This is a genomic window from Allorhizobium undicola ORS 992 = ATCC 700741, assembly GCF_000621665.1.
GTDB classification, from domain to species: Bacteria; Pseudomonadota; Alphaproteobacteria; order Rhizobiales; family Rhizobiaceae; genus Allorhizobium; species Allorhizobium undicola.
In genome coordinates this window covers 278115-298175 of record NZ_JHXQ01000001.1, presented here as the reverse complement: position 1 = coordinate 298175, position 20061 = coordinate 278115, and the positions used below count along the sequence as shown (strand labels likewise).

General features: G+C 59.1%; 19 protein-coding genes. 6 read left to right on the top strand and 13 right to left on the bottom strand.

The features are described 5' to 3' along the window. Position 1 precedes the first annotated feature (1 nt). A complete protein-coding gene (locus tag T424_RS0101425; protein ID WP_027486141.1) occupies positions 2-544 on the bottom strand; it encodes a ubiquinol-cytochrome C chaperone family protein in 543 nt (180 codons plus the stop codon). A gap of 313 nt (positions 545-857) precedes the next feature. On the opposite strand from T424_RS0101425, the gene T424_RS0101415 reads away from it, so the two are divergent. Further along, entirely contained in the window at positions 858-1325 is a 468-nt protein-coding gene (locus tag T424_RS0101415; RefSeq protein WP_051558714.1) for an outer membrane protein assembly factor BamE, read from the top strand. Between the two features lie 92 nt (positions 1326-1417). Here the strand turns inward: T424_RS0101415 and T424_RS0101410 are convergent, their stop codons facing one another. From T424_RS0101410 to ribH, 4 genes are all read right to left on the bottom strand, one after another. Then, a complete protein-coding gene (locus T424_RS0101410) occupies positions 1418-3556 on the bottom strand; it encodes a sodium-translocating pyrophosphatase (RefSeq protein WP_027486139.1) in 2139 nt (712 codons plus the stop codon). A gap of 207 nt (positions 3557-3763) precedes the next feature. Next, positions 3764-4978 carry an MFS transporter gene (locus T424_RS0101405; protein ID WP_027486138.1) on the bottom strand — a complete coding sequence of 405 codons (1215 nt, stop codon included), beginning with the start codon at positions 4976-4978 and terminating at the stop codon, positions 3764-3766. Between the two features lie 31 nt (positions 4979-5009). After that, a complete protein-coding gene (gene nusB, locus T424_RS0101400; protein ID WP_027486137.1) occupies positions 5010-5492 on the bottom strand; it encodes a transcription antitermination factor NusB in 483 nt (160 codons plus the stop codon). A gap of 4 nt (positions 5493-5496) precedes the next feature. Then, positions 5497-5955 carry a 6,7-dimethyl-8-ribityllumazine synthase gene (ribH, locus tag T424_RS0101395; RefSeq protein WP_027486136.1) on the bottom strand — a complete coding sequence of 153 codons (459 nt, stop codon included), beginning with the start codon at positions 5953-5955 and terminating at the stop codon, positions 5497-5499. Positions 5956-6395: 440 nt separating this feature from the next. Here ribH and T424_RS0101385 point away from each other — a divergent pair, with 440 nt between their 5' ends. Further along, complete coding sequence (locus tag T424_RS0101385) at positions 6396-6743, top strand: hypothetical protein (RefSeq protein ID WP_027486135.1); 348 nt, start codon at positions 6396-6398, stop codon at positions 6741-6743. Between the two features lie 66 nt (positions 6744-6809). Here T424_RS0101385 and T424_RS0101380 read toward each other — a convergent pair whose 3' ends face one another. From T424_RS0101380 to T424_RS0101350, 7 genes are all read right to left on the bottom strand, one after another. Next, positions 6810-7430 (bottom strand): riboflavin synthase, encoded by a 621-nt coding sequence (locus T424_RS0101380; protein ID WP_027486134.1) that lies wholly within the window; start codon positions 7428-7430, stop codon positions 6810-6812. Beyond that, positions 7430-8527: a bifunctional diaminohydroxyphosphoribosylaminopyrimidine deaminase/5-amino-6-(5-phosphoribosylamino)uracil reductase RibD gene (gene ribD, locus T424_RS0101375; protein ID WP_027486133.1), complete on the bottom strand. Its 1098-nt coding sequence runs from the start codon at positions 8525-8527 to the stop codon at positions 7430-7432. Before ribD ends, T424_RS0101380 begins: the two co-directional genes overlap by 1 nt. 3 nt (positions 8528-8530) lie before the next feature. Next, positions 8531-9007: a transcriptional regulator NrdR gene (gene nrdR, locus T424_RS0101370; RefSeq protein WP_027486132.1), complete on the bottom strand. Its 477-nt coding sequence runs from the start codon at positions 9005-9007 to the stop codon at positions 8531-8533. 17 nt (positions 9008-9024) lie between these two features. Next, positions 9025-10314, bottom strand: coding sequence for a serine hydroxymethyltransferase (gene glyA, locus T424_RS0101365; protein WP_027486131.1), 1290 nt, complete (start codon positions 10312-10314; stop codon positions 9025-9027). Between the two features lie 283 nt (positions 10315-10597). Further along, positions 10598-11926, bottom strand: a complete 1329-nt coding sequence (locus T424_RS0101360) for a L,D-transpeptidase family protein (protein ID WP_027486130.1) — start codon at positions 11924-11926, stop codon at positions 10598-10600. A gap of 346 nt (positions 11927-12272) precedes the next feature. Next, positions 12273-12785: a transcriptional regulator LdtR gene (gene ldtR / locus T424_RS0101355; RefSeq protein WP_027486129.1), complete on the bottom strand. Its 513-nt coding sequence runs from the start codon at positions 12783-12785 to the stop codon at positions 12273-12275. 130 nt (positions 12786-12915) lie between these two features. After that, positions 12916-13350: a DUF6163 family protein gene (locus T424_RS0101350; protein WP_027486128.1), complete on the bottom strand. Its 435-nt coding sequence runs from the start codon at positions 13348-13350 to the stop codon at positions 12916-12918. Positions 13351-13753: 403 nt separating this feature from the next. On the opposite strand from T424_RS0101350, the gene hemB reads away from it, so the two are divergent. The 3 genes from hemB (at position 13754) to T424_RS0101335 (ending at position 16259) form a co-directional block, all read left to right on the top strand. Continuing rightward, complete coding sequence (hemB, locus tag T424_RS0101345) at positions 13754-14767, top strand: porphobilinogen synthase (protein WP_027486127.1); 1014 nt, start codon at positions 13754-13756, stop codon at positions 14765-14767. Positions 14768-14841: 74 nt separating this feature from the next. Next, positions 14842-15300, top strand: a complete 459-nt coding sequence (locus T424_RS0101340; protein WP_027486126.1) for an RDD family protein — start codon at positions 14842-14844, stop codon at positions 15298-15300. Positions 15301-15500: 200 nt separating this feature from the next. After that, positions 15501-16259: an arginyltransferase gene (locus T424_RS0101335; protein ID WP_027486125.1), complete on the top strand. Its 759-nt coding sequence runs from the start codon at positions 15501-15503 to the stop codon at positions 16257-16259. A gap of 441 nt (positions 16260-16700) precedes the next feature. Here the strand turns inward: T424_RS0101335 and T424_RS0101330 are convergent, their stop codons facing one another. After that, positions 16701-17747: a class I SAM-dependent methyltransferase gene (locus T424_RS0101330; protein WP_027486124.1), complete on the bottom strand. Its 1047-nt coding sequence runs from the start codon at positions 17745-17747 to the stop codon at positions 16701-16703. Positions 17748-18076: 329 nt separating this feature from the next. On the opposite strand from T424_RS0101330, the gene T424_RS19910 reads away from it, so the two are divergent. Next, positions 18077-20044 carry a putative bifunctional diguanylate cyclase/phosphodiesterase gene (locus T424_RS19910; protein WP_154664763.1) on the top strand — a complete coding sequence of 656 codons (1968 nt, stop codon included), beginning with the start codon at positions 18077-18079 and terminating at the stop codon, positions 20042-20044. Positions 20045-20061: the final 17 nt, after the last annotated feature.

Genomic DNA, 20061 nt, shown 5'->3' with positions numbered 1-20061 from the left:
GTCAAACCTGTTGCTGCGGGCCAATAAGTGTCACCATGCCGGTGACGATCGCCTCTTCCGGCATATCCCGCAAAGCACCTTCGGCTGCAAGCGCCCAATGCGCCAGTTCCAGCATGGCGGGCGCGTCGTCCTGCTGCGGGTGGATGTTTCGGCGCAACGCGGCCGCCATCTCTTCTGCGCTCGCCGCGTCGAGCGCCTTTGCATAGGATTCCAGCCGTCCGTAGAACATGCCGGCCATTTTCTTCATGCGCTTCGGCACGGATTGGTCGCCAATCCCAAGTTCGCGCAAGGAATGATCGATGTCCTGGAAAAATGCGTCCACAATCGATTGGGCCACCTCCTGCCCGCTTCTTTCACAGCTTGCCGTGCGGCGGAAATAGAGAATCATGACCAGCGACAGCATCTCGAACCGGCCCATCACCGTATCGGGCACGTGCAAGCTTCTGTAGAAGTCCGGCTGGCGGGCGGCCTCGGTCAAGGCGGCATATTGCCGGTCAATGATGGCGCGATTGTTCTGACGATTGCGGAAGAGGCGGAATATCATCCCCAAAAAACCTTGCCGGTTTACTTGCTCGCGGCCCTTTGCCGATGTTGCATGAATTGAAAAGCTGGTTTACCGAAGCAGAGACGAATTGCAAACGGTTTCAAGCACGGGTGCCGGACGCAGCCAGCACCACCCGTCAGCCGCGAAATCGCGCAATGAAAAATCCAATGCCTTGGATCGTCCCCGGAATGGCCACAATGATATGGGCAAGACGGGCGAACAGGACAAGGCCAGGCGGCCATAACGACAGAGCATGATGGGAGACGCATCCTTGAACAGACGGTATTTCCGGCCGGGCGCCCGAGCAGCCGGCATGGCCGCGACGACAATGTTGATCGCAGTGGCCGGACTGTCGGGCTGCACCACCGCCAAGGTGCTGCCGACGGCAGAAGTCTATCACAACGGCTATATTGTCGATGAGAAGGCGCTTGCCCTCGTGCCCGTCGGCTCCAGCCGCGAGCAGGTGCTGCTGACACTCGGCACGCCATCCACCACGGCAACCTTCGACGGCGAGGTGTTCTATTACATCTCCCAGACCCGCAAGCGCCCCGTGGCCTTCATGAAGCCGCAACTGGTCGATCAGCAGGTTCTGGCCATCTATTTCGGCAAGGACGGCACGGTCGCCCAGCGCGCCAACTACACCATGAAGGATGGCAAGGTCTTCGACATGATCTCGCGCACCACGCCAACCGGCGGCAAGGATATGACCTTCCTGCAACAGGTTCTTTCCGGCAGCGGCGGCACGGCCAACAACGTCAAGAACATTCTGGGCATCAACTGATCCAGACACAAATGAAAAGGTCCGCAGCAAGGCTGCGGACCTTTTCATTTGGAAAGATGCCGTCAGAGACGGCAATATCCTTGGCCGCCCGCTCAACCGGCCAGAATGGCCAAAAGCAGAAGCGCCACGATATTGGTGATCTTGATGGCCGGATTGACCGCAGGCCCTGCGGTATCCTTATAGGGATCGCCAACGGTATCGCCCGTGACGGAAGCCTTGTGCGCATCCGATCCCTTCAGATGGCGGTTGCCGTCCTTGTCCACAAAACCGTCCTCGAAACTTTTCTTGGCATTGTCCCAGGCGCCTCCTCCCGAAGTCATGGAAATGGCCACGAACAGCCCGTTGATGATGACGCCCAGCAGCGACGCGCCGAGCGCGGCAAAGGCCGAGGCCTTGGAGCCGGAAACCAGCAGCACGCCATAATAGACGATCACCGGCGCCAGCACCGGCAAAAGCGAGGGCAGGATCATTTCACGAATGGCAGCGCGCGTCAGCATATCGACGGCGCGGCCGTAATCCGGCTTGTCGCGGCCTTCCATGATGCCGGGCTTTTCACGAAACTGGCGGCGCACCTCTTCCACCACCGCGCCACCGGCACGGCCCACCGCCGTCATGGCAATGCCCCCGAAGAGATAGGGAATGAGCCCGCCGAAAATCAGCCCCGCCACCACGTAAGGATTGGACAGGCTGAAGGAAATCTGCCCGACATCGGCAAAATAGGGATAGGTCTGGCCGTTGGCGGCGAAATATTGCAGATCGTTGGAATAGGCGGCAAACAGCACCAGTGCACCGAGACCCGCCGATCCGATGGCATAGCCCTTGGTGACGGCCTTGGTGGTATTGCCCACCGCATCCAGCGCATCGGTGGATTTGCGCACTTCCGGCGGCAGATGCGCCATTTCGGCGATGCCTCCGGCATTGTCCGTGACGGGACCGAAAGCATCGAGCGCCACGATCATGCCCGCAAGCCCCAGCATGGTGGTGACGGCGATTGCCGTGCCGAACAGGCCGGCAAGCTGATAGGTGGAAATAATGCCACCGACGATGACCAGCGCGGGCAGCGCCGTTGACTCAAGGGAAACCGCCAGCCCCTGGATGACATTGGTCCCGTGACCGGTGACGGATGCCTGTGCGATGGAATTGACGGGCCGCTTGTTGGTGCCGGTGTAATATTCGGTAATCACCACGATCAGTGCCGTGACGACAAGGCCGAGAATACCGCAGGCAAACAGGTTGAGGCCGGTGATCGTCATGCCAGCGACCTCGCCGATCGCGCCCCAGCCCACCGTGACCTGCGTGGCCAGCGCCAGCCCGGCAATCGAAAGAATGCCGGTTACGATCAGCCCTTTGTAAAGCGCGCCCATGATGGAGCCGTTGACGCCCAACTTGACGAAGAAAGTACCGATGATCGATGTGATCACGCAGGCGCCGCAGATGGCCAGCGGATAGATCATGGCCGATTCCAGAATGGCCGAGCCCGCAAAAAAGATCGCGGCAAGCACCATGGTGGCGACGACGGAGACAGCATAGGTTTCGAAAAGATCGGCCGCCATGCCTGCGCAATCGCCAACATTGTCGCCGACATTATCGGCAATGGTGGCCGGATTGCGCGGATCGTCCTCAGGGATTCCGGCTTCCACCTTGCCCACGAGATCGCCGCCGACATCGGCACCCTTTGTGAAAATCCCGCCGCCGAGACGGGCGAAAATGGAAATCAGCGAGGCCCCGAAGCCAAGGGCCACCAGCGCATCGATAACCTCGCGCGAACCCGATGCATGGCCAAGGCCTGCCGTGAGAACCAGATAATAGAGAGAAACGCCAAGCAGGGCGAGCCCGGCCACCAGCATCCCGGTGATCGCGCCGGATTTGAAGGCAATGTCCAGCCCGGCCGAAAGGCTTTGCGCCGACGCCTGCGCGGTGCGCACATTGGCACGCACGGAAACATGCATTCCAATAAAGCCCGCCGCGCCAGACAGAACCGCACCGATAAGGAAGCCAATGGCCGCCTCGCCCGACAGTAGAAACCATGCTGCCACGAAGACCACGGCACCCACGATGGCGATCGTCAGATACTGGCGGGCCAGATAGGCCTGTGCGCCTTCACGGATATAGCCTGCGATTTCCTGCATTCGCGGCGTGCCCTGATCGGCCGCGAGAACGGCCCGTGTGGCCCAGATGGCATAGGCCACGGACACCAGACCGCATAGAATTACGCCTGTCAAAACTGCCATTCCTCTCTCCCTCTGAAATAGGCCTTGCCCATTTTCTCGCGCAAAGACCGCAAGCGACATGCGCCAGATCAAAGCCATGCGCCTCCTCCAAAGCGCATGGCGGCAGACTGCGCCTTGTTGAAGGGCGGCGTCAAGCGATTGAGGAAAGGTTGAGAAATTATTACCCTGACGACATTCCAGGCGGAACCGGCCGGGAGGAAAATGGGTTTAAACTGCCCGCTTTTGCGCGCGAAGCTGCAAGATAATCAGCACCAGGCAAACAAGCGTGACCGGCCAGACCAGCAGGTTCATGACCGACCAGCCATAGACGGTAAAAATCCGGCCGGAGGAAAAAGACGACAGGGCAACGGTGGCGAACAGGAAAATATCGTGAAAGCCCTGCACCTTGTCGGCCTCGCTTGGCTGATAGCTGGAGGCGACAATGGAGGTTGCGCCGATAAAGCCGAAATTCCAGCCGCAGCCAAGCAGCACCAGCGCCGCCCAGAAATTCCACAATTCAATACCCGCATGGGCCACCACCGCGCAGGCCATGAGAATGACCAGCCCAATGGCGACAACCTTTTCCGCGCCGAAACGCGAAATGAGCATTCCCGTGAAAAAACTCGGGGCAAACATGGCAATCACATGCCACTGGATGCCAAGCGTTGCCAGTTCGGACGAAAAGCCACAGCCGATCACCATGGCCAGCGGCGCGCCCGTCATCATGAAGGTCATGAGGGCGTAGGTGGAAATGCCGCAAATCATGCCCGTGAGGAATTTGCGGGTCAGCACGATTTGCGAAAGCGGCCGGGCGCTCTTTGCCGTTTCGCTGGTCTGATTGAGTTTTGGCAGCTTGAGAAAGCCCAGAATGATGGCCGCCGCCAGCGCCAGCGGCACAAGGCCGATGAAGCTACCGGCAAACAGCACCGGCTCGAAGCTCGTCTTCAGCCAGATGGCAAGTTGCGGCCCGACAATGGCCGAGACAATGCCACCCGCCAGGATCCAGGAAATGGCTTTCGGCTTGTAAAAGCTTGGCGATGCATCGGCGGCGGCGAAACGGATTTTCTGCGTGAAACCGCTGGAGACGCCAATCAGCAGCAGCCCCATGGCAAACATCCAAAAATCCTGACGGAAAAGAGCCAGCGCCGCCAGAAGGCCACCCAGTGCGGCAAGGGAGGCGCCGAGAATGAAACCCGCCTTGCGCCCAAGGAAACGCGCCGAAACCGCCACTGCCACGGCACCCAGCGCCACGCCGAGATTGAAACCCGTCAGCGGTGCCGTCGCCAATGTCTTGTCGCTTCCCAGCAACTGATAGCCAGCAAGCCCGCCCACCGAAAAGCATAGCGGTCCAACGGAACCTAGAATGGCCTGTGCCGCCGTGAGAAGGGCGATGTTGCGCTTTGCGGATCGCAATTGTGTTTCAAGTCCGGCAGGCGCATCCATGGGTCGGTCTTTCCCGATTTCAGGGCTTCGGTCAGGACTTCGGCGCGGCGCGAACCTGCTTGGCAATCCGGTCGAGAACGGCATTCACCAGCTTCGGTTCGTCTTCCGAAAAGAATGCCTGGGCAATCTCGACATATTCCGTGACGATAACCGCCACCGGAACATCCTTGCGCTCCAGAATCTCAAAGGTTCCGGCCCGCAGAATGGCGCGCACCGTGCTGTCGATGCGCGAGAGCGACCAGTCATCCTGAAGCGCCGAGCGAATCAACGGATCGATCCTGGTCTGATCGCGCACCACGCCCGATACGATAGAGCGGAACCACGAGGCATCCGCCTTGAGATAGGTGTCGCCATCCATTTCCTGGCCAAGGCGATGGGCCTCGTATTCAGCCACGACCTCCAGCACGCCGCTTCCGCCAATATCCATCTGGTAAAGGGCCTGCACGGCGGCAAGGCGGGCGGCGCCGCGCTGGTTGGCGGTCTTGATCTGCGGGGTATTCGTTTCAGAGGTCATGCTGTCAGCCACCGAATTTCTGCTTGAGGGCAATCATCGTCAGCGCGGCGCGTGCCGCAAAACCACCCTTGTCCTTGTCCGTACGCTTGACGCGCGCCCAGGCCTGCTCGTCGTTCTCGACGGTCAGGATACCGTTGCCGATCGGCAGCGATTCCGACACGGACAAGTCCATCAAGGCACGCGAGGATTCATTCGCCACAATATCGAAATGATAGGTTTCACCGCGAATGACCATGCCAAGCGCCACGAAGCCGTCATAAAGAATGCCGCCATTATCCGCCCCGTCCAGCGCCATGGCAATGGCGGCAGGAATTTCCAGCGCACCCGGCACGGTGATGACGTCATAGCTTGCGCCCGCTTCATCCAGCGCAGCCGTTGCACCTTCCAGAAGAGCATCCGCCATGTCGTCATAGAAGCGCGCCTCGACGATGAGAAGATGTGGCGCGGAAGACAGTTCAGCCATAGGCGATTACCCCGGAACGGAATGAGGATGATTTCGATGATTTGGATGGGCGGTCAAACCACGCCCTGCGGCGAATGGCAAGTGTTTTTCCCGCAAAAGCCCCGGATGCGACGGGCGCAGCGCAAGCGTGACACAAAATCGTGAAGCCATGTTTGCGTTCCCGCTTGCCGTTTCAAGAGACTGCGGATACGCCATTTCCACCCAGGAAAAACCCTGCCGTCCCCACTTAACTATATGTTATATATCGTTTTTTATCACCAGAAAACGCATTGGCGCCGCTTATATTCGCGCGCGCGAAAATGGGCGTTTTGATGATGATGAACGTGAACAATTTGTAACCGCAAGCACCACCCTCGACCACTGGAAAAGACTGAGGTTTGGCGCCACATTCAACAGGCAGCGGCGAAATGCCGCCGTCATCGTTGAACAGGAGAAATGCGATGAACCGTTTCGGACATATCCTGAGCGCCTCCACCCTTGCCGCCGTAGCCTTTGGCGGCGAGGCCCTTGCTGCAAGCGACGCCCAGATCGATGAAAACAATGGCACCCCGGTCAGCAGCCTCAGCCTGAAGCGCTTCAACATGGTGCCGGTGCGCGGCCCGGAAGGTGCGGCGGCAGCGGGCTTTTCCACGCTTGATCCGCACGCGCCGGAAGCGCGCCATCTGCAAGCCTCCATCATCGCCAATCCGCGGCTGATGATGCAGATAGAGGCGCAGAATGTGGATGTCACCAACATCGTTGCCGCCAGCGCCAGCGAAGACGGGGCAATAACCTTCTACCACATCTGACGGATCGCTCCCCGCGAAGACTTTCACGGGGAGAGCCCTTGCAAGCGCGCCGGAAGCTATTTCCCTTCACCCGGCAACCACGCGCGGAAATTCCGCAAGCCGCGCTGCATAGCGCGCCATGGTATCCACCTCGAAATTCACAGCATCGCCAGCCTGCCGCTCGCCCCAGGTGGTCACGTCCAGCGTATGGCGGATCAGCAGAATGTCGAAATCACAGCCATTGACGGCGTTGACGGTCAAAGACGTGCCATCCAGCGCCACAGAGCCCTTGGGCGCCACGAAACGCGCCAGATGCTCCGGCACCCGCAGCGTGAAGCGGGTAGCGTCACCCTCCGGCTTGACCGAAAGGATCGTCGCCATGCCATCCACATGGCCCGAGACGATGTGACCACCCAATTCGTCACCGATTTTCAGCGAACGCTCCAGATTGACGCGACGTCCCGCCGCCCATCCGCCGATGGTCGTCAGGCGCAACGCTTCTTCCCACGCCTCCACCTCGTACCAGCGGCTGTTGGAGCCCTCCTGCCCCTTGGCAGTCACAGTCAGGCAAACACCGGCATGGGCAATGGAGGCACCAAGATCGATGCTGGCGGGATCGTAATGCGTGGCAATGCGCAAACGCACGCCTTCCTTCAAGGGGGTAACGGCCTCAACCGTGCCGACATCGGTGATTATGCCTGTAAACATCAGAAATCCCGTTCATATTCGAAGAACAGGTCAGCGCCGAAGCGGGCCTGTCGCAAAAGCTTGAAAGTTTGAGGTATATTGGCCCGTGTGAGGGCAGACGCAACCCCTTGCGCACCGATCACAGTCTGCCCCTCATAAAGCTGGATGCGATCCACCAATCCCGCCTCCAGAAATGACCGGACGACCGCGGCCCCGCCCTCAACCAGCAGCGAGGACAGACCGCGCCCGGCCAGATGCGCCAGAAGGGCAGACAGATCCGGCAGGATCAGCGTTTCGACCCCCAGCGCCGAAAGGGCTTCCCGGCGCAGGCGCATTGTGCCGTCATTCTCCGACGTGTCATGACAGCAGGAAACGCAGAGCGTTGCAACCTGCCCGGCCGTTCTTGCAAGATGTGAAGTCAGCGGCAGTTCGAAGCGGCGATCCAGCACGATGCGCAGGGGCGAACGCTGCTCCGCGCCCTTGAGGCGAACGGTAAGGGCCGGATCGTCCACCCGCGCCGTGCCGATGCCGACAAGGATCGCATCTGTTTCGGCCCGCAGCATCTGCACCTGACTGCGGGAAATGGGACCGGTAATGGCAACCTGCCCTGCCCCGATTTTTCCAATCATGCCATCGGCTGAAACCGCAAGTTTCACGGTAACATGGGCGCGCCCTTGAATGTGGCGCATGAGGTAGGGCGCAAGGTCGCGTCTGGCCTGCCCGGCAAGCAGGCCCGTTTCAACCGCAATACCGGCCTGCCGCAGCATGGCATAGCCACGGCCACTGACGCGGGGATCGGGATCGTCCACCGCCACCACCACGCGGGCAATGCCTGCCGCAATCAGCGCATCGGCGCAGGGCGGCGTCTTGCCGTGATGGGAACAGGGTTCCAGCGTGACATAGGCGGTGGCGCCGCGCGCCTTTTCTCCCGCCAGCGCCAGCGCCTGCCGCTCGGCATGGGGACGCCCGCCTATTGCCGTCACGGCCTCTGCAACAATTCTGCCCTGCTGAACGATGACGCAGCCAACGGATGGATTTGTGGAGGTCTGGCCAAGATGACGGCGGGCGACGCGAATGGCCGCGGCCATGAAAGAACGATCGTCGGCCTTGTCCGGCATCGTCTATTCCATGTCGCTATCGCGGGAAATTTTCGCCGTGATCTCGCTGATGACCTGTTCGAAATCCTCGGCATGGGAAAAGTCGCGGTAAACGGAAGCGTAGCGCACGAAGGCCACGTCATCCAGGCTCTTCAGCGCTTCCAGCACCTGAAGGCCGATCTGTTCGGAAGAGATTTCCGTTTCGCCGGAGCTTTCCAGCCGCCGCACGATGCCGGAGACGGCCCGCTCGATCCGGTCGCGATCCACGGGACGTTTGCGCAGCGCGATCTCGAATGACCGCACCAGCTTGTCGCGATTGAAGGGCACTTTCCGCCCGGTCTTTTTAAGGACCGTCAGTTCCCGAAGCTGCACCCGTTCGAAGGTCGTGAAACGCCCGCCGCAATCCGGGCAAATCCGCCGCCGGCGGATGGAGGTATTATCCTCCGCCGGGCGCGAATCCTTCACCTGCGTATCGTCCGAACCACAAAAGGGGCAGCGCATCGGGAACCGTCAGCCAATCACATATAAGGATACATGGTGAAGCGGTCGGTCAACGTCACCACCTTGCCACGCACGGCCTCTTCCACGGCGGCATTGCCCTCGTCGGAATTGGCAACCTTCAGGCCATCGAGAACTTCGACGATCAGATTGCCGATTTCGGTAAACTCAGCTTCCTTGAAACCGCGCGTCGTACCGGCTGGCGTGCCGAGGCGGATGCCGGAGGTGACGAAGGGCTTTTCCGGATCGAAGGGAATGCCGTTTTTGTTGCAGGTGATATAGGCGCGGCCAAGGGCTGCTTCGGCGCGCTTGCCGGTGGCGTTCTTCTTGCGCAGATCCACCAGCATCAGGTGGTTGTCCGTGCCGCCGGAAACGATGTCGAGGCCACCGGCCTTCAGCGTTTCAGCCAGCGTCTTGGCGTTTTTGACGATCTGCGCGGCATAATCCTTGAATTCCGGCTTCAGCGCTTCGCCAAAGGCCACGGCCTTGGCGGCGATGACATGCATCAGCGGGCCACCCTGCAAGCCGGGGAAGACGGCGGAGTTGAACTTCTTGGCCAGATCCTCGTCATTGGTGAGGATCATGCCGCCACGCGGGCCGCGCAGCGACTTGTGCGTGGTGGTGGTTGCCACATGGCAGTGCGGGAATGGCGAGGGATGCTGGCCACCGGCAACCAGACCGGCAATGTGGGCCATGTCCACCATGAGATAGGCGCCGACGGAATCGGCGATTTCGCGGAAACGCTTCCAGTCCCAGATGCGGGAATAGGCGGTGCCGCCGGCAATGATGAGCTTGGGCTTGAACTGCTCTGCCTTGCGGGCAATATCGTCCATGTCGAGCTGGTGGTCTTCCTCACGCACGCCGTAGGAAACGACGTTGAACCACTTGCCGGACATGTTGACCGGCGAACCGTGGGTCAGGTGCCCCCCGGAATTCAGGTCGAGACCCATGAAGGTGTCGCCCGGCTGGAGCAGCGCGAGAAACACGGCCTGGTTCATCTGCGAGCCGGAATTCGGCTGGACGTTGGCAAAGTTCACCCCGAACAGCTTTTTGGCGCGTTCGATGGCCAGTTCCTCGGCAATGTCCACAAACTGACAGCCGCCATAATAGCGCTTGCCCGGATAGCCTTCGGCATATTTGTTGGTCATGATCGAGCCCTGCGCTTCCAGAACGGCGCGGGATACGATGTTTTCGGAGGCGATCAGCTCGATCTCATGGCGTTGACGACCGAGTTCCTTTTCGATCGCGCCAAAGATTTCGGGATCGGCCTCAGCCAGCGGGCGGGAAAAGAAAGCTTCGGTGTTGGACATGATCGCAATCTCCTGAAGGCGTTGATGCCGTGGTGTCTTACAGCGCATCCAGAAACCTGTGAAGCGGTTTCCATGACCGACGCGATGCAGGACCAAAAGACAGCCCCCAGCGGGCCATCTGTTTTCGCTGCATCCTGTAGCGCCCCGCGCCGTCAAGGGCAATACGGGCCGCGACATTTGCAATGCAAACTACGCAGGCAAGGCCCGGTGGATCACCGGGGCGGTCTTGAAAATGAAAAGGCCCGCACAGGCGGGCCAATGTCACGGTCATATGGACAAGGGGTCAGCGCGGCAGGTTGTCATCCTCGATGCTGCCCTGCACCGGCTCCACGCCGATATTGGATTGCAGCGCCAGTTGCTGATCGCCGTCGCGCTTGTAGATGTCATCGCGGAACTGCACCACGCCATCGCGCGTGGACCATGCGGTGATGTAAACGATATAGACCGGCACTTCCTGCGCCAGCTTGATCACGTTGTTCTGGCGGGTGGAAATGACGCGCTCGATTTCCTGGCGCGGCCAGCCAGCGGTATCCTTCAGCAACCAGGTCGTCAGGTCGCGCACATTCTGCACGCGCATACAGCCGGAGGATTCGAAGCGCATCAGCTTGTTGAACAGGCCCTGCTGCGGCGTATCGTGCAGATATTCGTTGTTGGGGTTGTGGAAGTTGATCTTGGTGGATGCCATGGCGTTGATCTTGCCCGGATCCTGACGGAACATCAGATTGGGCGCCTTGGGGGCGTTCCAGTCCACGGTTTCCGGCGCCACTTCCTGACCACGGCCATCGAACAGGCGGATATTGTTGCGCTTCAGATAGGTCGGATCCTTGCGCATCAGCGGCACGATGTCCTTTTCGACAATCGAGCGCGGCGCCGTCCAGTAGGGGTTGAGGATCACTTCGTAGATCTTGGAATTGATGACATGCGTGGGACGGTCGATACGGCCAACCACCGCATTGGTGCGCAGCGCCACGCGGTCGTTTTCGACGGCCTCGATATACATGGCCGGAACATTGACCATGACATAGCGCTGACCGAGATCGCCCGACATGGATTGCAGGCGCACGACATTGGTGTTGAGCTGGTTGAGGCGCACATCGGCCGGTACATTGATGGCCTTCAGCGTATATTCGCCAAGCTGGCCATCGGTGGGCAGGCCATGGCGGGCCTGAAAGCGCTTGACCGCGCCATCGACATAGGTGTCGAAGGAATTCGACATGCCCGCTTCGCGCGCAAGATCGCCCGAAATCATCAGGCGCTGGCGCAAAACCTGTACGGCGGGATCGACGACGCCAAGACGAAGCGGTGCGGCCCCCGGCTGGACCATCGGCCAGCCACCGGCTGCCACGATCTGCTGGTAGGAGGCAACCGCCTGTTGCACATAGGGCAGATTATTGGGGCTGAGAATGGGCGTGGTGGAAAGCACCTGGGCGGAAGCGCGCGAGGTCTGCGCATCGAACTGGTCGTCCCAGTTGCCGCGCGAGCGCGCATTGATCAGATCATCGACGGCAGATTGCGCAAAAGCCTGACCGGCGATCGATGCCATGCCAAGGCCGGCAGCACCCCGCAACAAGGCCCTGCGCGAAACCGCAACCTGATTGTTTTTTTCCGCCATCGTTTCTTCTTCCCTCAGCTCACCCGACAGACCGTTTGCCCGCAAACGCGCGCAGGTCGTTTCCATGACAGGGGCACATAAGCCTTCGGCCATGGATTTCCAGTCATTTCTAATCCTTGGCGCTCCCATAGCAATATGGCCAAAGCTTGTCAGTTGCCATTCGGTCACAACACTGTGTTGATTTCAGCGCATGGCTTGATGAAGCGCGGGTTTTTCGCACCGGGAAAGCAGAAATCCAGACCGCAAGCCGTTTTGCGATCCCGTTTCATCCTGGGGTAAGGACAAGCCGGTCAGGCGCCCTTTGCGTGCAAAAGGCGATATGCCGTCTGGCGCAAGGCGCCGCCGGTTACAGGCGGTACATGATGCTGTCGTTCCAGAACCGGTCCAGACGCTGAAGCAGCTTGTTCATCTGGTTGAACTCGTCCGGTCCGATGCCGCCGACTTTCTGAATGGAGCCGACATGGCGTTCGTAAAGCCGGGCGACGGTTTCGGCGATTTCCTGACCGGCAGGCGTCAGGCTGATTCGCACCGACCGGCGATCCACACGCGAGCGGGCATGGTTGATAAAGCCGAGATCGACGAGCTTCTTGACGTTATAGGAAACATTCGAACCGAGGTAATAACCGCGCGAGCGCAACTCGCCAGCCGTCAGCTCCGAATTGCCGATATTGAACAGCAGCAGCGCCTGCACGGCGTTGACGTCGTTGCGGCCCTGACGGTCGAATTCATCCTTGATGACATCGAGCAAGCGGCGATGCAGACGCTCCACCAGATGCAGGGAATCGAGGTAGAGAGAACGGACGGTCTGCTCCTCGGCGTCAAGGGCAGGCACTTGCGGCTTGATCCTGGTATTGGTCATGATTGATTGCCTCACTGTTTGGGTGGCGGTTTGTTGTTTTTCCCCGCCTTGTGAGTGAGACTATCGAATACCGATAAAATTCTATTTAAAACGCAGCCTTAACAGAGGCTTACCAAATGGCCTGTTTGTCTCAGGGTAAATCAAGCCTTACCTCTTCCTTCCGTCGCCACTCTATATAGAGCATGATACGGAAGGCCAGATAGGCGCCCGCCACCGCCAGATGGAAGAGGATGACGGGCATGTCCGGCCCGAAAATGCGTGGCCACACGCCATGCATGGCAATTTGCGCTCCGGCCCCGATGATCCAGATGACCACGCCCCAGGATACCGTCATCCACAGCCCGATGGCCGCCACCGGAAAAACCACCGCAAGCGACGTGGCAGCCACCCGCCAGGGTATGGGCATGAGATCGAAGCGCATTGCCCCCTGCCCCGGAAAGCCGACCAGCATGGCCCAATATTTCAGCCCGACCCAAAGGCCGCAAAATGCCACGATACGGAGGAAGAGCACGAACAGAAGGTCCGTGAGGCTCGGTTTTGGAGTGTGAACGCTTTCGTCTTGCATGGAGCAAGGATAATGCGAAGAGCGGGGCCGCGCCAGAGGCTGAAAATGACTTGCGGCACGGGAGGGCGCCTATTCCAAAACCCAACCAGACATTAGAGCGCTTTTCGAAGGATAATCTTGTCGATCCTCGTTTCACTCCGGTCGGATCATGCTCTACTGCATAATTCCAAATTATGCAGCAGATTTAAAGTGACAGCGTCCTTTGTGCGTTTGATAAAACGCGCGGCGCTGTATGCAGCAGCATTTCACAAAAGGCCGGGCGTGGTGGGCAAGGACGGCCGTCCATGCTATTGGAGCCGCAGGCCTGCCTCATCGTCAGGCTTCCTCCTTCGGTTTCACACACCGTCATACGCGAAAGCCCTTTCCAAAAGCCCGAAAACGCCAGCATTCGGGAGCGGAGACTATCATGGACAAGACACATCTCGTCGATCACATCACCGGCCACCGGCGTATGCGCCGCAACCGCAAGGCGGACTGGACGCGCAGGCTGGTGCAGGAAAGCCGGCTGACGGTGGACGACCTGATCTGGCCGATCTTCCTGGTTCCCGGCAGCGGCATTGTCGATCCCATTCCGGCCATGCCCGGCGTGAACCGCATGAGCGTGGACAAGGCGGTGGAAGCGGTGAAGGAAGCCGCCGATCTCGGCATTCCCGCCATCGCCACTTTTCCCAACATCGCCCTTGACCTGCGCGACCAGACCGGCTCGCAGATCCTGGAGGCCAATAACCTGCTCAATCAGGCAACCATGGCCATCAAGAAGGCTGTGGCGAATATCGGCATCATCACCGATGTGGCGCTGGACCCCTTCACCGATCACGGCCATGACGGGATCTTGCGTGAGGGTGAGATCGTCAATGACGAAACCGTCGATCAGGTGGTGCGGGCCGCCATTCTCCAGGCGGATGCCGGTTCAGACATCATCGCCCCGTCCGAGATGATGGATGGACGCATTGGCGCGATCCGCCGGGGGCTGGATGCGGCAGGCCATCAATCGGTCGGCATCATGTCCTATGCCACGAAATTCTCTTCCGGCTATTACGGTCCCTATCGCGAGGCGATTTCCACCGCTGGCCTGCTGAAGGGCGACAAGAACAGCTATTATGTCAGCCCCGCCAACGGCACCGAAGCCGTGCGCGACGCAGCCCTCGACGTGGAGGAAGGCGCCGACATGCTGATGGTAAAACCCGGCCTGCCCTATCTCGATATTTGCTGGCGCCTCAAGGAGGCTTTCAGCCTGCCGGTCTTCGCCTATCAGGTTTCCGGCGAATATACCCAGATCAAGGCTGCCGGAATGCAAGGCTGGATCGACGAGCAGCGGGTGATGATGGAATCGCTCCTGTGCTTCAAGCGGGCCGGCTGCGATGGCATATTGAGCTATTTTGCGGTGGAAGCCGCAAGGCTGCTGGCCAGGGCATGAAGGTTTGATGGCGCGGAAATTTGCAATTCAGCCGCGCCACTCCCATATCTCCTGTCATTGTCAAGGAGACGATCATGAGCTTCGAACCATCGGTCCAGACCGCCGCCCCCACGGATTGGCGCGCCTTCAGCGGCGTGCTTTCACGGCGCGCCATGGCTTTCATCATCGATTACGTGCTGGTGGGACTGCTGATGCTGGTGGCCATCATTGCCGTATTTTTCCTCGGCATCATCACGCTGGGGCTGGGCTGGCTGCTTTATCCCATCCTGTTCTTCATCGTGGCGGGACTTTATTTCGGCACCTCCATGGCAGGCCCCGCGCAGGCAACGCCGGGAATGCGCGCCGTGGGCATAAGGCTCATTCGCCTTGATGGCGGGCGCATCGATTTCGTCACCGCCATTGCGCATCTTGCGCTGTTCTGGTTCCTGAACTCGATTTTGACGCCGCTCATCCTGCTGGCGGGCCTGTTTATCGAGCGCTCGCGCCTTGTCCACGATCTGCTGCTGGGCACAGCCGCGGTGCGCAGTTTCTGAATTGCAGGTCGGCTGCCCTGTTTTGGCGCGATTACCCGGCAGGCTTTCGTTTGCCGGTTGACCTTTGCGAAAGTTACGCCATGCTTATGCAGACTTGAGGATGATAGCAGGCAGCGAATCGTCGCTTCACCATCTGCCGGTTCGGCCATCTGATCCAAGGGATGCGTCACGCCGGCCGGATTGAAGGACAGTTTCGTGGCATGAATACACAGGCAACGACCTCACCGCAGTTTTACCTCACGGCACCGGCGCCATGCCCCTATTTGCCCGGCGAAATGGAGCGCAAGGTCTTTACGCATCTTGTTGGCCCCCGCGCCACGGAAATGAACGATCTCCTGACCCAGGGCGGTTTTCGCCGATCACAGAACATCGCATACCGGCCCGCTTGCGAAAGCTGCCGGGCCTGCCTTTCGGTTCGCATTATCGCCGGTGAATTCAAGCCTAACCGGACCATGCGCAAGGTGGAGGCGATGAATGCCGATCTGGTCAGCACGGCCTATCCGGCACAACCTTCAACAGAGCAGTTTTCGCTTTTCCGCCGCTATCTCGATCACCGCCATCAAAATGGCGGCATGTCGGACATGTCGGCGCTGGACTTCGCGATCATGGTGGAAGACACTCACGTCCGCACCAAGGTGATCGAATATCGCAGCAGACCCAGGGAGGGCGAGGACGGACCAGGGCGCCTGATGGCCGTTGCACTGACGGACGTGATGAGCGACGGCCTTTCCATGGTCTATTCCTTTTTCGATCCGGAACTGGAACGCCGCTCGCTTGGCACTTTCATGGTGCTGGACCATATTCGCCGCGCCAATGAGATGGGGCTGCCGCATGTCTATCTCGGCTATTGGGTGCGCGGCTCGCGCAAAATGGGCTATAAGATCAGGTTCCAGCCGCAGGAGCATCTGCTGGGTCCGGGCTGGACCCGGCATGACGCCACCGAAGACGTGGAAGGATGAGCAGAAGGCTCAGGATGCGAAACTGCCAGACGCGAAAAACCCGGCCATGTGCCGGGTTTTGCATGTTTGAAAGCGATTGAGCGACGAAAGCGTGTCGCGATCTTCCAGATTCGCTCCCGACGCTTTACAGCGCCGTGCGCTTTATCAAACGCACAAAGGACGCTGTAACACTTTAAATCTGCTGCATAATTTTCACCTTAAATCGATTCCGATTTAAGGAGTTATGCAGTAAGTCATTGTTTTTTTCGCATGTCGTTATCGCAAAACCGTGGCACGGTGTTGCGCGACATGCTTGAGTGCCAGCGGTGGTGGATGACGGCAGCCCCTCTCGCCGGGAGGAAAGCGGGAGCCGCCGCAAAACTGCAAACTGTTTCAACGCATTCGGTATTCTCTGAAAAGCCGCGGCCTCTGCGTGCCACGCGCAGAAAGGACCGGACCCGCTCAGGAAAGCTTGCGGATGAGACCGTAGACGATATTGCGGTTTGCGCCGAACCTTACCTGCGCTTCCACCTGCCCCTCTTCCGTGCTGCCACGGATGATGCGCCACATATCTTCTTCCGTCCGCAGCAGCAGCGCCCAGTTCATGAAGGTTTCCATGTAGCCGTCAACGATGATGTCTTCTGCGAAGTTGGCGAACAGGAACACGCCATTGGGCTTGAGCATGTCCATGCACTTGCGCGTCAGCTTGATGGACACCTTGTCGTTCAGGTAATCGTAGAGGCCGGAGGCGTAAACGAAATCGAACTTTCCAAGGTTGTGCCTGTCGGTGAACACGTCACGCACGGAACCCTCAACCGGCTCGATGCAGGTGCCGGCGAAATCCCGCGCGATGGAGCCGATGCTGATCGGATCCTGATCGAGCGCAACCCAGCGCTTGAGGCGACCCTCCGCCAGAGCCTTGGAGCGGTTGGCTTCCCGCAGATGACCGGCGGCAATGGTCAGGATTTCGGCCTGCGGCCCGCGAGAACCGGCAATTTCATCGACATATTGGGTCAGGATGTCACGGCGCTCACGCACGGCAACCGAGGAAGAGGCATCCTTGGTGTAATCGTAAAGCGCAAGACCAAGCGGCGTGGAACGGGCGATTTCATCGGCAACGCTTTCGTGACCGTAAATGAAATCCAGCAATTGCGCATCGCCGGAATAGCCGCGCGGCTTGTCGTAGGACCAGCGGGTAAAGGGATCCTGCCGGAAATATTGGGAAACAGGATGCGCCTGGGCAATTGCAATCAAGGCCTGCCATACCAACGGCGAGGACTTGATGCGGATGGTGTGGAGCGCGGACGCCGTACGGGCGATGATCATCGCCGGATCGGTCTTCTGTTCGAATTGCTGATTCGCAATATTGAGAACCAGAGCCAACTCCGTTCTGGCCAGCGCCAGTTCGGTTTCGTTGAGCTGCGAATTGGCCGGAGAAGCAACTTCGGCCGCCATGGATTCCGGGGTGATGAGGCTCTGCCCGTCCATGGAAAATTCGACGCTACTCATATTAGACCTTTCGTATTTTACAGTAAATTAATGGGGGTGTTAATAATTTGGTTACTATAAAAGCCTGTTTTCGAAATGCGACTGGTTTTGGAAACTTTACGTCGATAAGGTTAACGCAGCCGAGATTTCTTTACTTTTATTAACGAAGCCGTTTTAAAATGAGACCCTTTATTCCTTTCGACCCAAAATGAGCCGTTTTGCTACAGTGGCATTTTCGGGTGTATCGCCCTATGACGGCAAATGGACAAACAAGGTCCACCTCTTGTAACGTCGAATGAGTAAGTATGACGCGAAACTCCGGTGGTCGGTGAAGACATATGGATCACGGCATGAAGCAGGCCCAGCCCCTGAAAATAGAGGCCGCGACCGCGCAGGGGAGCGAGCTGCCAACACCCGCAGAAGTATGGCGCCTCTACCGCACCCGCAACGAGAGAGCGCGCGCCAGCGCCACGCGCAGCGGCCTGTGGGTATCGGTCCTCGTCTATCTGATGTTTGCCGTCACCGATTTCATTCTGCTTGGCGACGTGGCCGTTGCCACCACGATTGCGCGCTTTTGCGTGGGAATTGGCGCTCTGTCGATGATCGAGTTTCAGGTTGCACGCAAGGCAAGCGCCGATCACCTGGACCTGACCTGCGCGCTGGCTCTGATTTGCGGCTATGCCTTCTGGCTATACCCTGCCCTTGGCACCAGCGAAGTCGAAAACATGCGCTATTACATGGTGTTCGGCGCGATTTTCATGATGGGCGCAAACCTGTTTTTCAGCTTCGAGGTCTGGCTGTCCATTCTCACCTCCTGCGTGGTGCTCGGCCTGTTTTTCATGGCCTTGCTCACGGTTTTTGTCGGAGAATATTTCTACGCGGTGGCCTTCGGCACCTTTTACGTAGCCTGTTTCACCTTCACGACCTACGTCAATCTGAGGCTGAACAAGGAGCGCTATCAGGTTTTTCTCAATGCGCTGGAGGCCGAACACCAGCATCGGGAAGCAACCGAGCGCGGACGCGCGCTTTTCCGCCTGTCCCATACCGATTACCTCACCGGTATCGACAATCGCCGCGCCATCGATCAACGGCTGCGGGAATACTGGAACGCCTGGCAAACCGACGGCACCGCCTTTTCCGCCATTCTGGTCGATGTCGATTTTTTCAAGAAATACAATGACTGCTATGGCCATCAGGCTGGCGACCGCTGCCTGATTCTCGTGACCAATGCGCTCAACGAGGCCCTGCTTCCCTTCAACGCCTCGCTCGGCCGATATGGCGGCGAGGAATTCATCGTGCTTGTCAGGGTCGGCGGCGAAGCGCAGGTGCTGCAAATCTGCGAACTCATCCGCGCCACGGTGGAAAAACTGGCCCTTGTCCACGACCAGCGGCGCGACGGGCTGGCGATCATTACCGTGAGTGTCGGCGCGACCTATACGCGCGAACATATGCCGCCAAAGCTGGAACGCATGATTACCGAGGCCGATCGCTCGCTCTACAGCGCCAAGGCAAACGGCCGAAACTGCGTACACCTCTTCGATCCGACAGATCCTTCCACCGGGGACGAAAGCGAAAACATCGCCGCCCTGCTGAAGGTCGCCGTCAATCGCGACCTCGTTTCTCTGGTCTATCAGCCAATCTACAATCTGGAAAACGGCACGGTGGCCGCCGCCGAAGCGCTGATGCGCCTGAAAATGCTGGATGGCTCGCCCGTCAGCCCTGCCCTGTTCATTCCCGTGGCCGAGCGGACAGGCTCCATCATTGCTCTTGGCCTGTGGAGTATTCGCAAGGCCTGCGAGGACATGCTCGTTTCCGGCAAGGCGCCAGTCGTCAGCGTCAACGTTTCGCCGCTGCAATTGAAGGCGCGCGGTTTTGCCGAGGGCGTGCGCAACATTCTGACCGAAACGGGTATCGAGGGGCACCGTCTTGCCTTCGAGATCACCGAAGGCATCGACATGGAAGGCCAGTCGGACATTCTGCGCTGCCTCAAGCAATTGGAGAAACTGGGGATTCGCATCTGGCTGGACGATTTTGGCACAGGCTTCGCCGGCTTGTCCTGGCTACGGCTCATCCAGTTTCATACCGTCAAGATCGACAGGTCGTTTCTGGTGGATTGCGACAGCGAGCAGGGCAAAACCATGCTGCGGGACATTATCAGCCTGATCCGCCATCGCGGAAACCGCATTCTGGTCGAGGGTATCGAAACCGAAGAGCAACTGGCCCTGATGCGCGAGTTTCGCATCGATGACGTCCAGGGCTATTTTACCGGCAGGCCCATGCCACCGGATCTTTTCGTGGACCGCCACAGCAGGCTTTAGAGCATTTTCAGGAAAAG

Bases quoted from the DNA above. Each gene is read 5' to 3' on its own strand.
- T424_RS0101425 (WP_027486141.1), bottom strand. From the start codon at position 544: ATGATATTCCGCCTCTTCCGCAATCGTCAGAACAATCGCGCCATCATT.
- T424_RS0101415 (WP_051558714.1), top strand. From the start codon at position 858: ATGGCCGCGACGACAATGTTGATCGCAGTGGCCGGACTGTCGGGCTGC.
- T424_RS0101410 (WP_027486139.1), bottom strand. From the start codon at position 3,556: ATGGCAGTTTTGACAGGCGTAATTCTATGCGGTCTGGTGTCCGTGGCC.
- T424_RS0101405 (WP_027486138.1), bottom strand. From the start codon at position 4,978: ATGGATGCGCCTGCCGGACTTGAAACACAATTGCGATCCGCAAAGCGC.
- nusB (WP_027486137.1), bottom strand. From the start codon at position 5,492: ATGACCTCTGAAACGAATACCCCGCAGATCAAGACCGCCAACCAGCGC.
- ribH (WP_027486136.1), bottom strand. From the start codon at position 5,955: ATGGCTGAACTGTCTTCCGCGCCACATCTTCTCATCGTCGAGGCGCGC.
- T424_RS0101385 (WP_027486135.1), top strand. From the start codon at position 6,396: ATGAACCGTTTCGGACATATCCTGAGCGCCTCCACCCTTGCCGCCGTA.
- T424_RS0101380 (WP_027486134.1), bottom strand. From the start codon at position 7,430: ATGTTTACAGGCATAATCACCGATGTCGGCACGGTTGAGGCCGTTACC.
- ribD (WP_027486133.1), bottom strand. From the start codon at position 8,527: ATGCCGGACAAGGCCGACGATCGTTCTTTCATGGCCGCGGCCATTCGC.
- nrdR (WP_027486132.1), bottom strand. From the start codon at position 9,007: ATGCGCTGCCCCTTTTGTGGTTCGGACGATACGCAGGTGAAGGATTCG.
- glyA (WP_027486131.1), bottom strand. From the start codon at position 10,314: ATGTCCAACACCGAAGCTTTCTTTTCCCGCCCGCTGGCTGAGGCCGAT.
- T424_RS0101360 (WP_027486130.1), bottom strand. From the start codon at position 11,926: ATGGCGGAAAAAAACAATCAGGTTGCGGTTTCGCGCAGGGCCTTGTTG.
- ldtR (WP_027486129.1), bottom strand. From the start codon at position 12,785: ATGACCAATACCAGGATCAAGCCGCAAGTGCCTGCCCTTGACGCCGAG.
- T424_RS0101350 (WP_027486128.1), bottom strand. From the start codon at position 13,350: ATGCAAGACGAAAGCGTTCACACTCCAAAACCGAGCCTCACGGACCTT.
- T424_RS0101340 (WP_027486126.1), top strand. From the start codon at position 14,842: ATGAGCTTCGAACCATCGGTCCAGACCGCCGCCCCCACGGATTGGCGC.
- T424_RS0101335 (WP_027486125.1), top strand. From the start codon at position 15,501: ATGAATACACAGGCAACGACCTCACCGCAGTTTTACCTCACGGCACCG.
- T424_RS0101330 (WP_027486124.1), bottom strand. From the start codon at position 17,747: ATGAGTAGCGTCGAATTTTCCATGGACGGGCAGAGCCTCATCACCCCG.
- T424_RS19910 (WP_154664763.1), top strand. From the start codon at position 18,077: ATGAAGCAGGCCCAGCCCCTGAAAATAGAGGCCGCGACCGCGCAGGGG.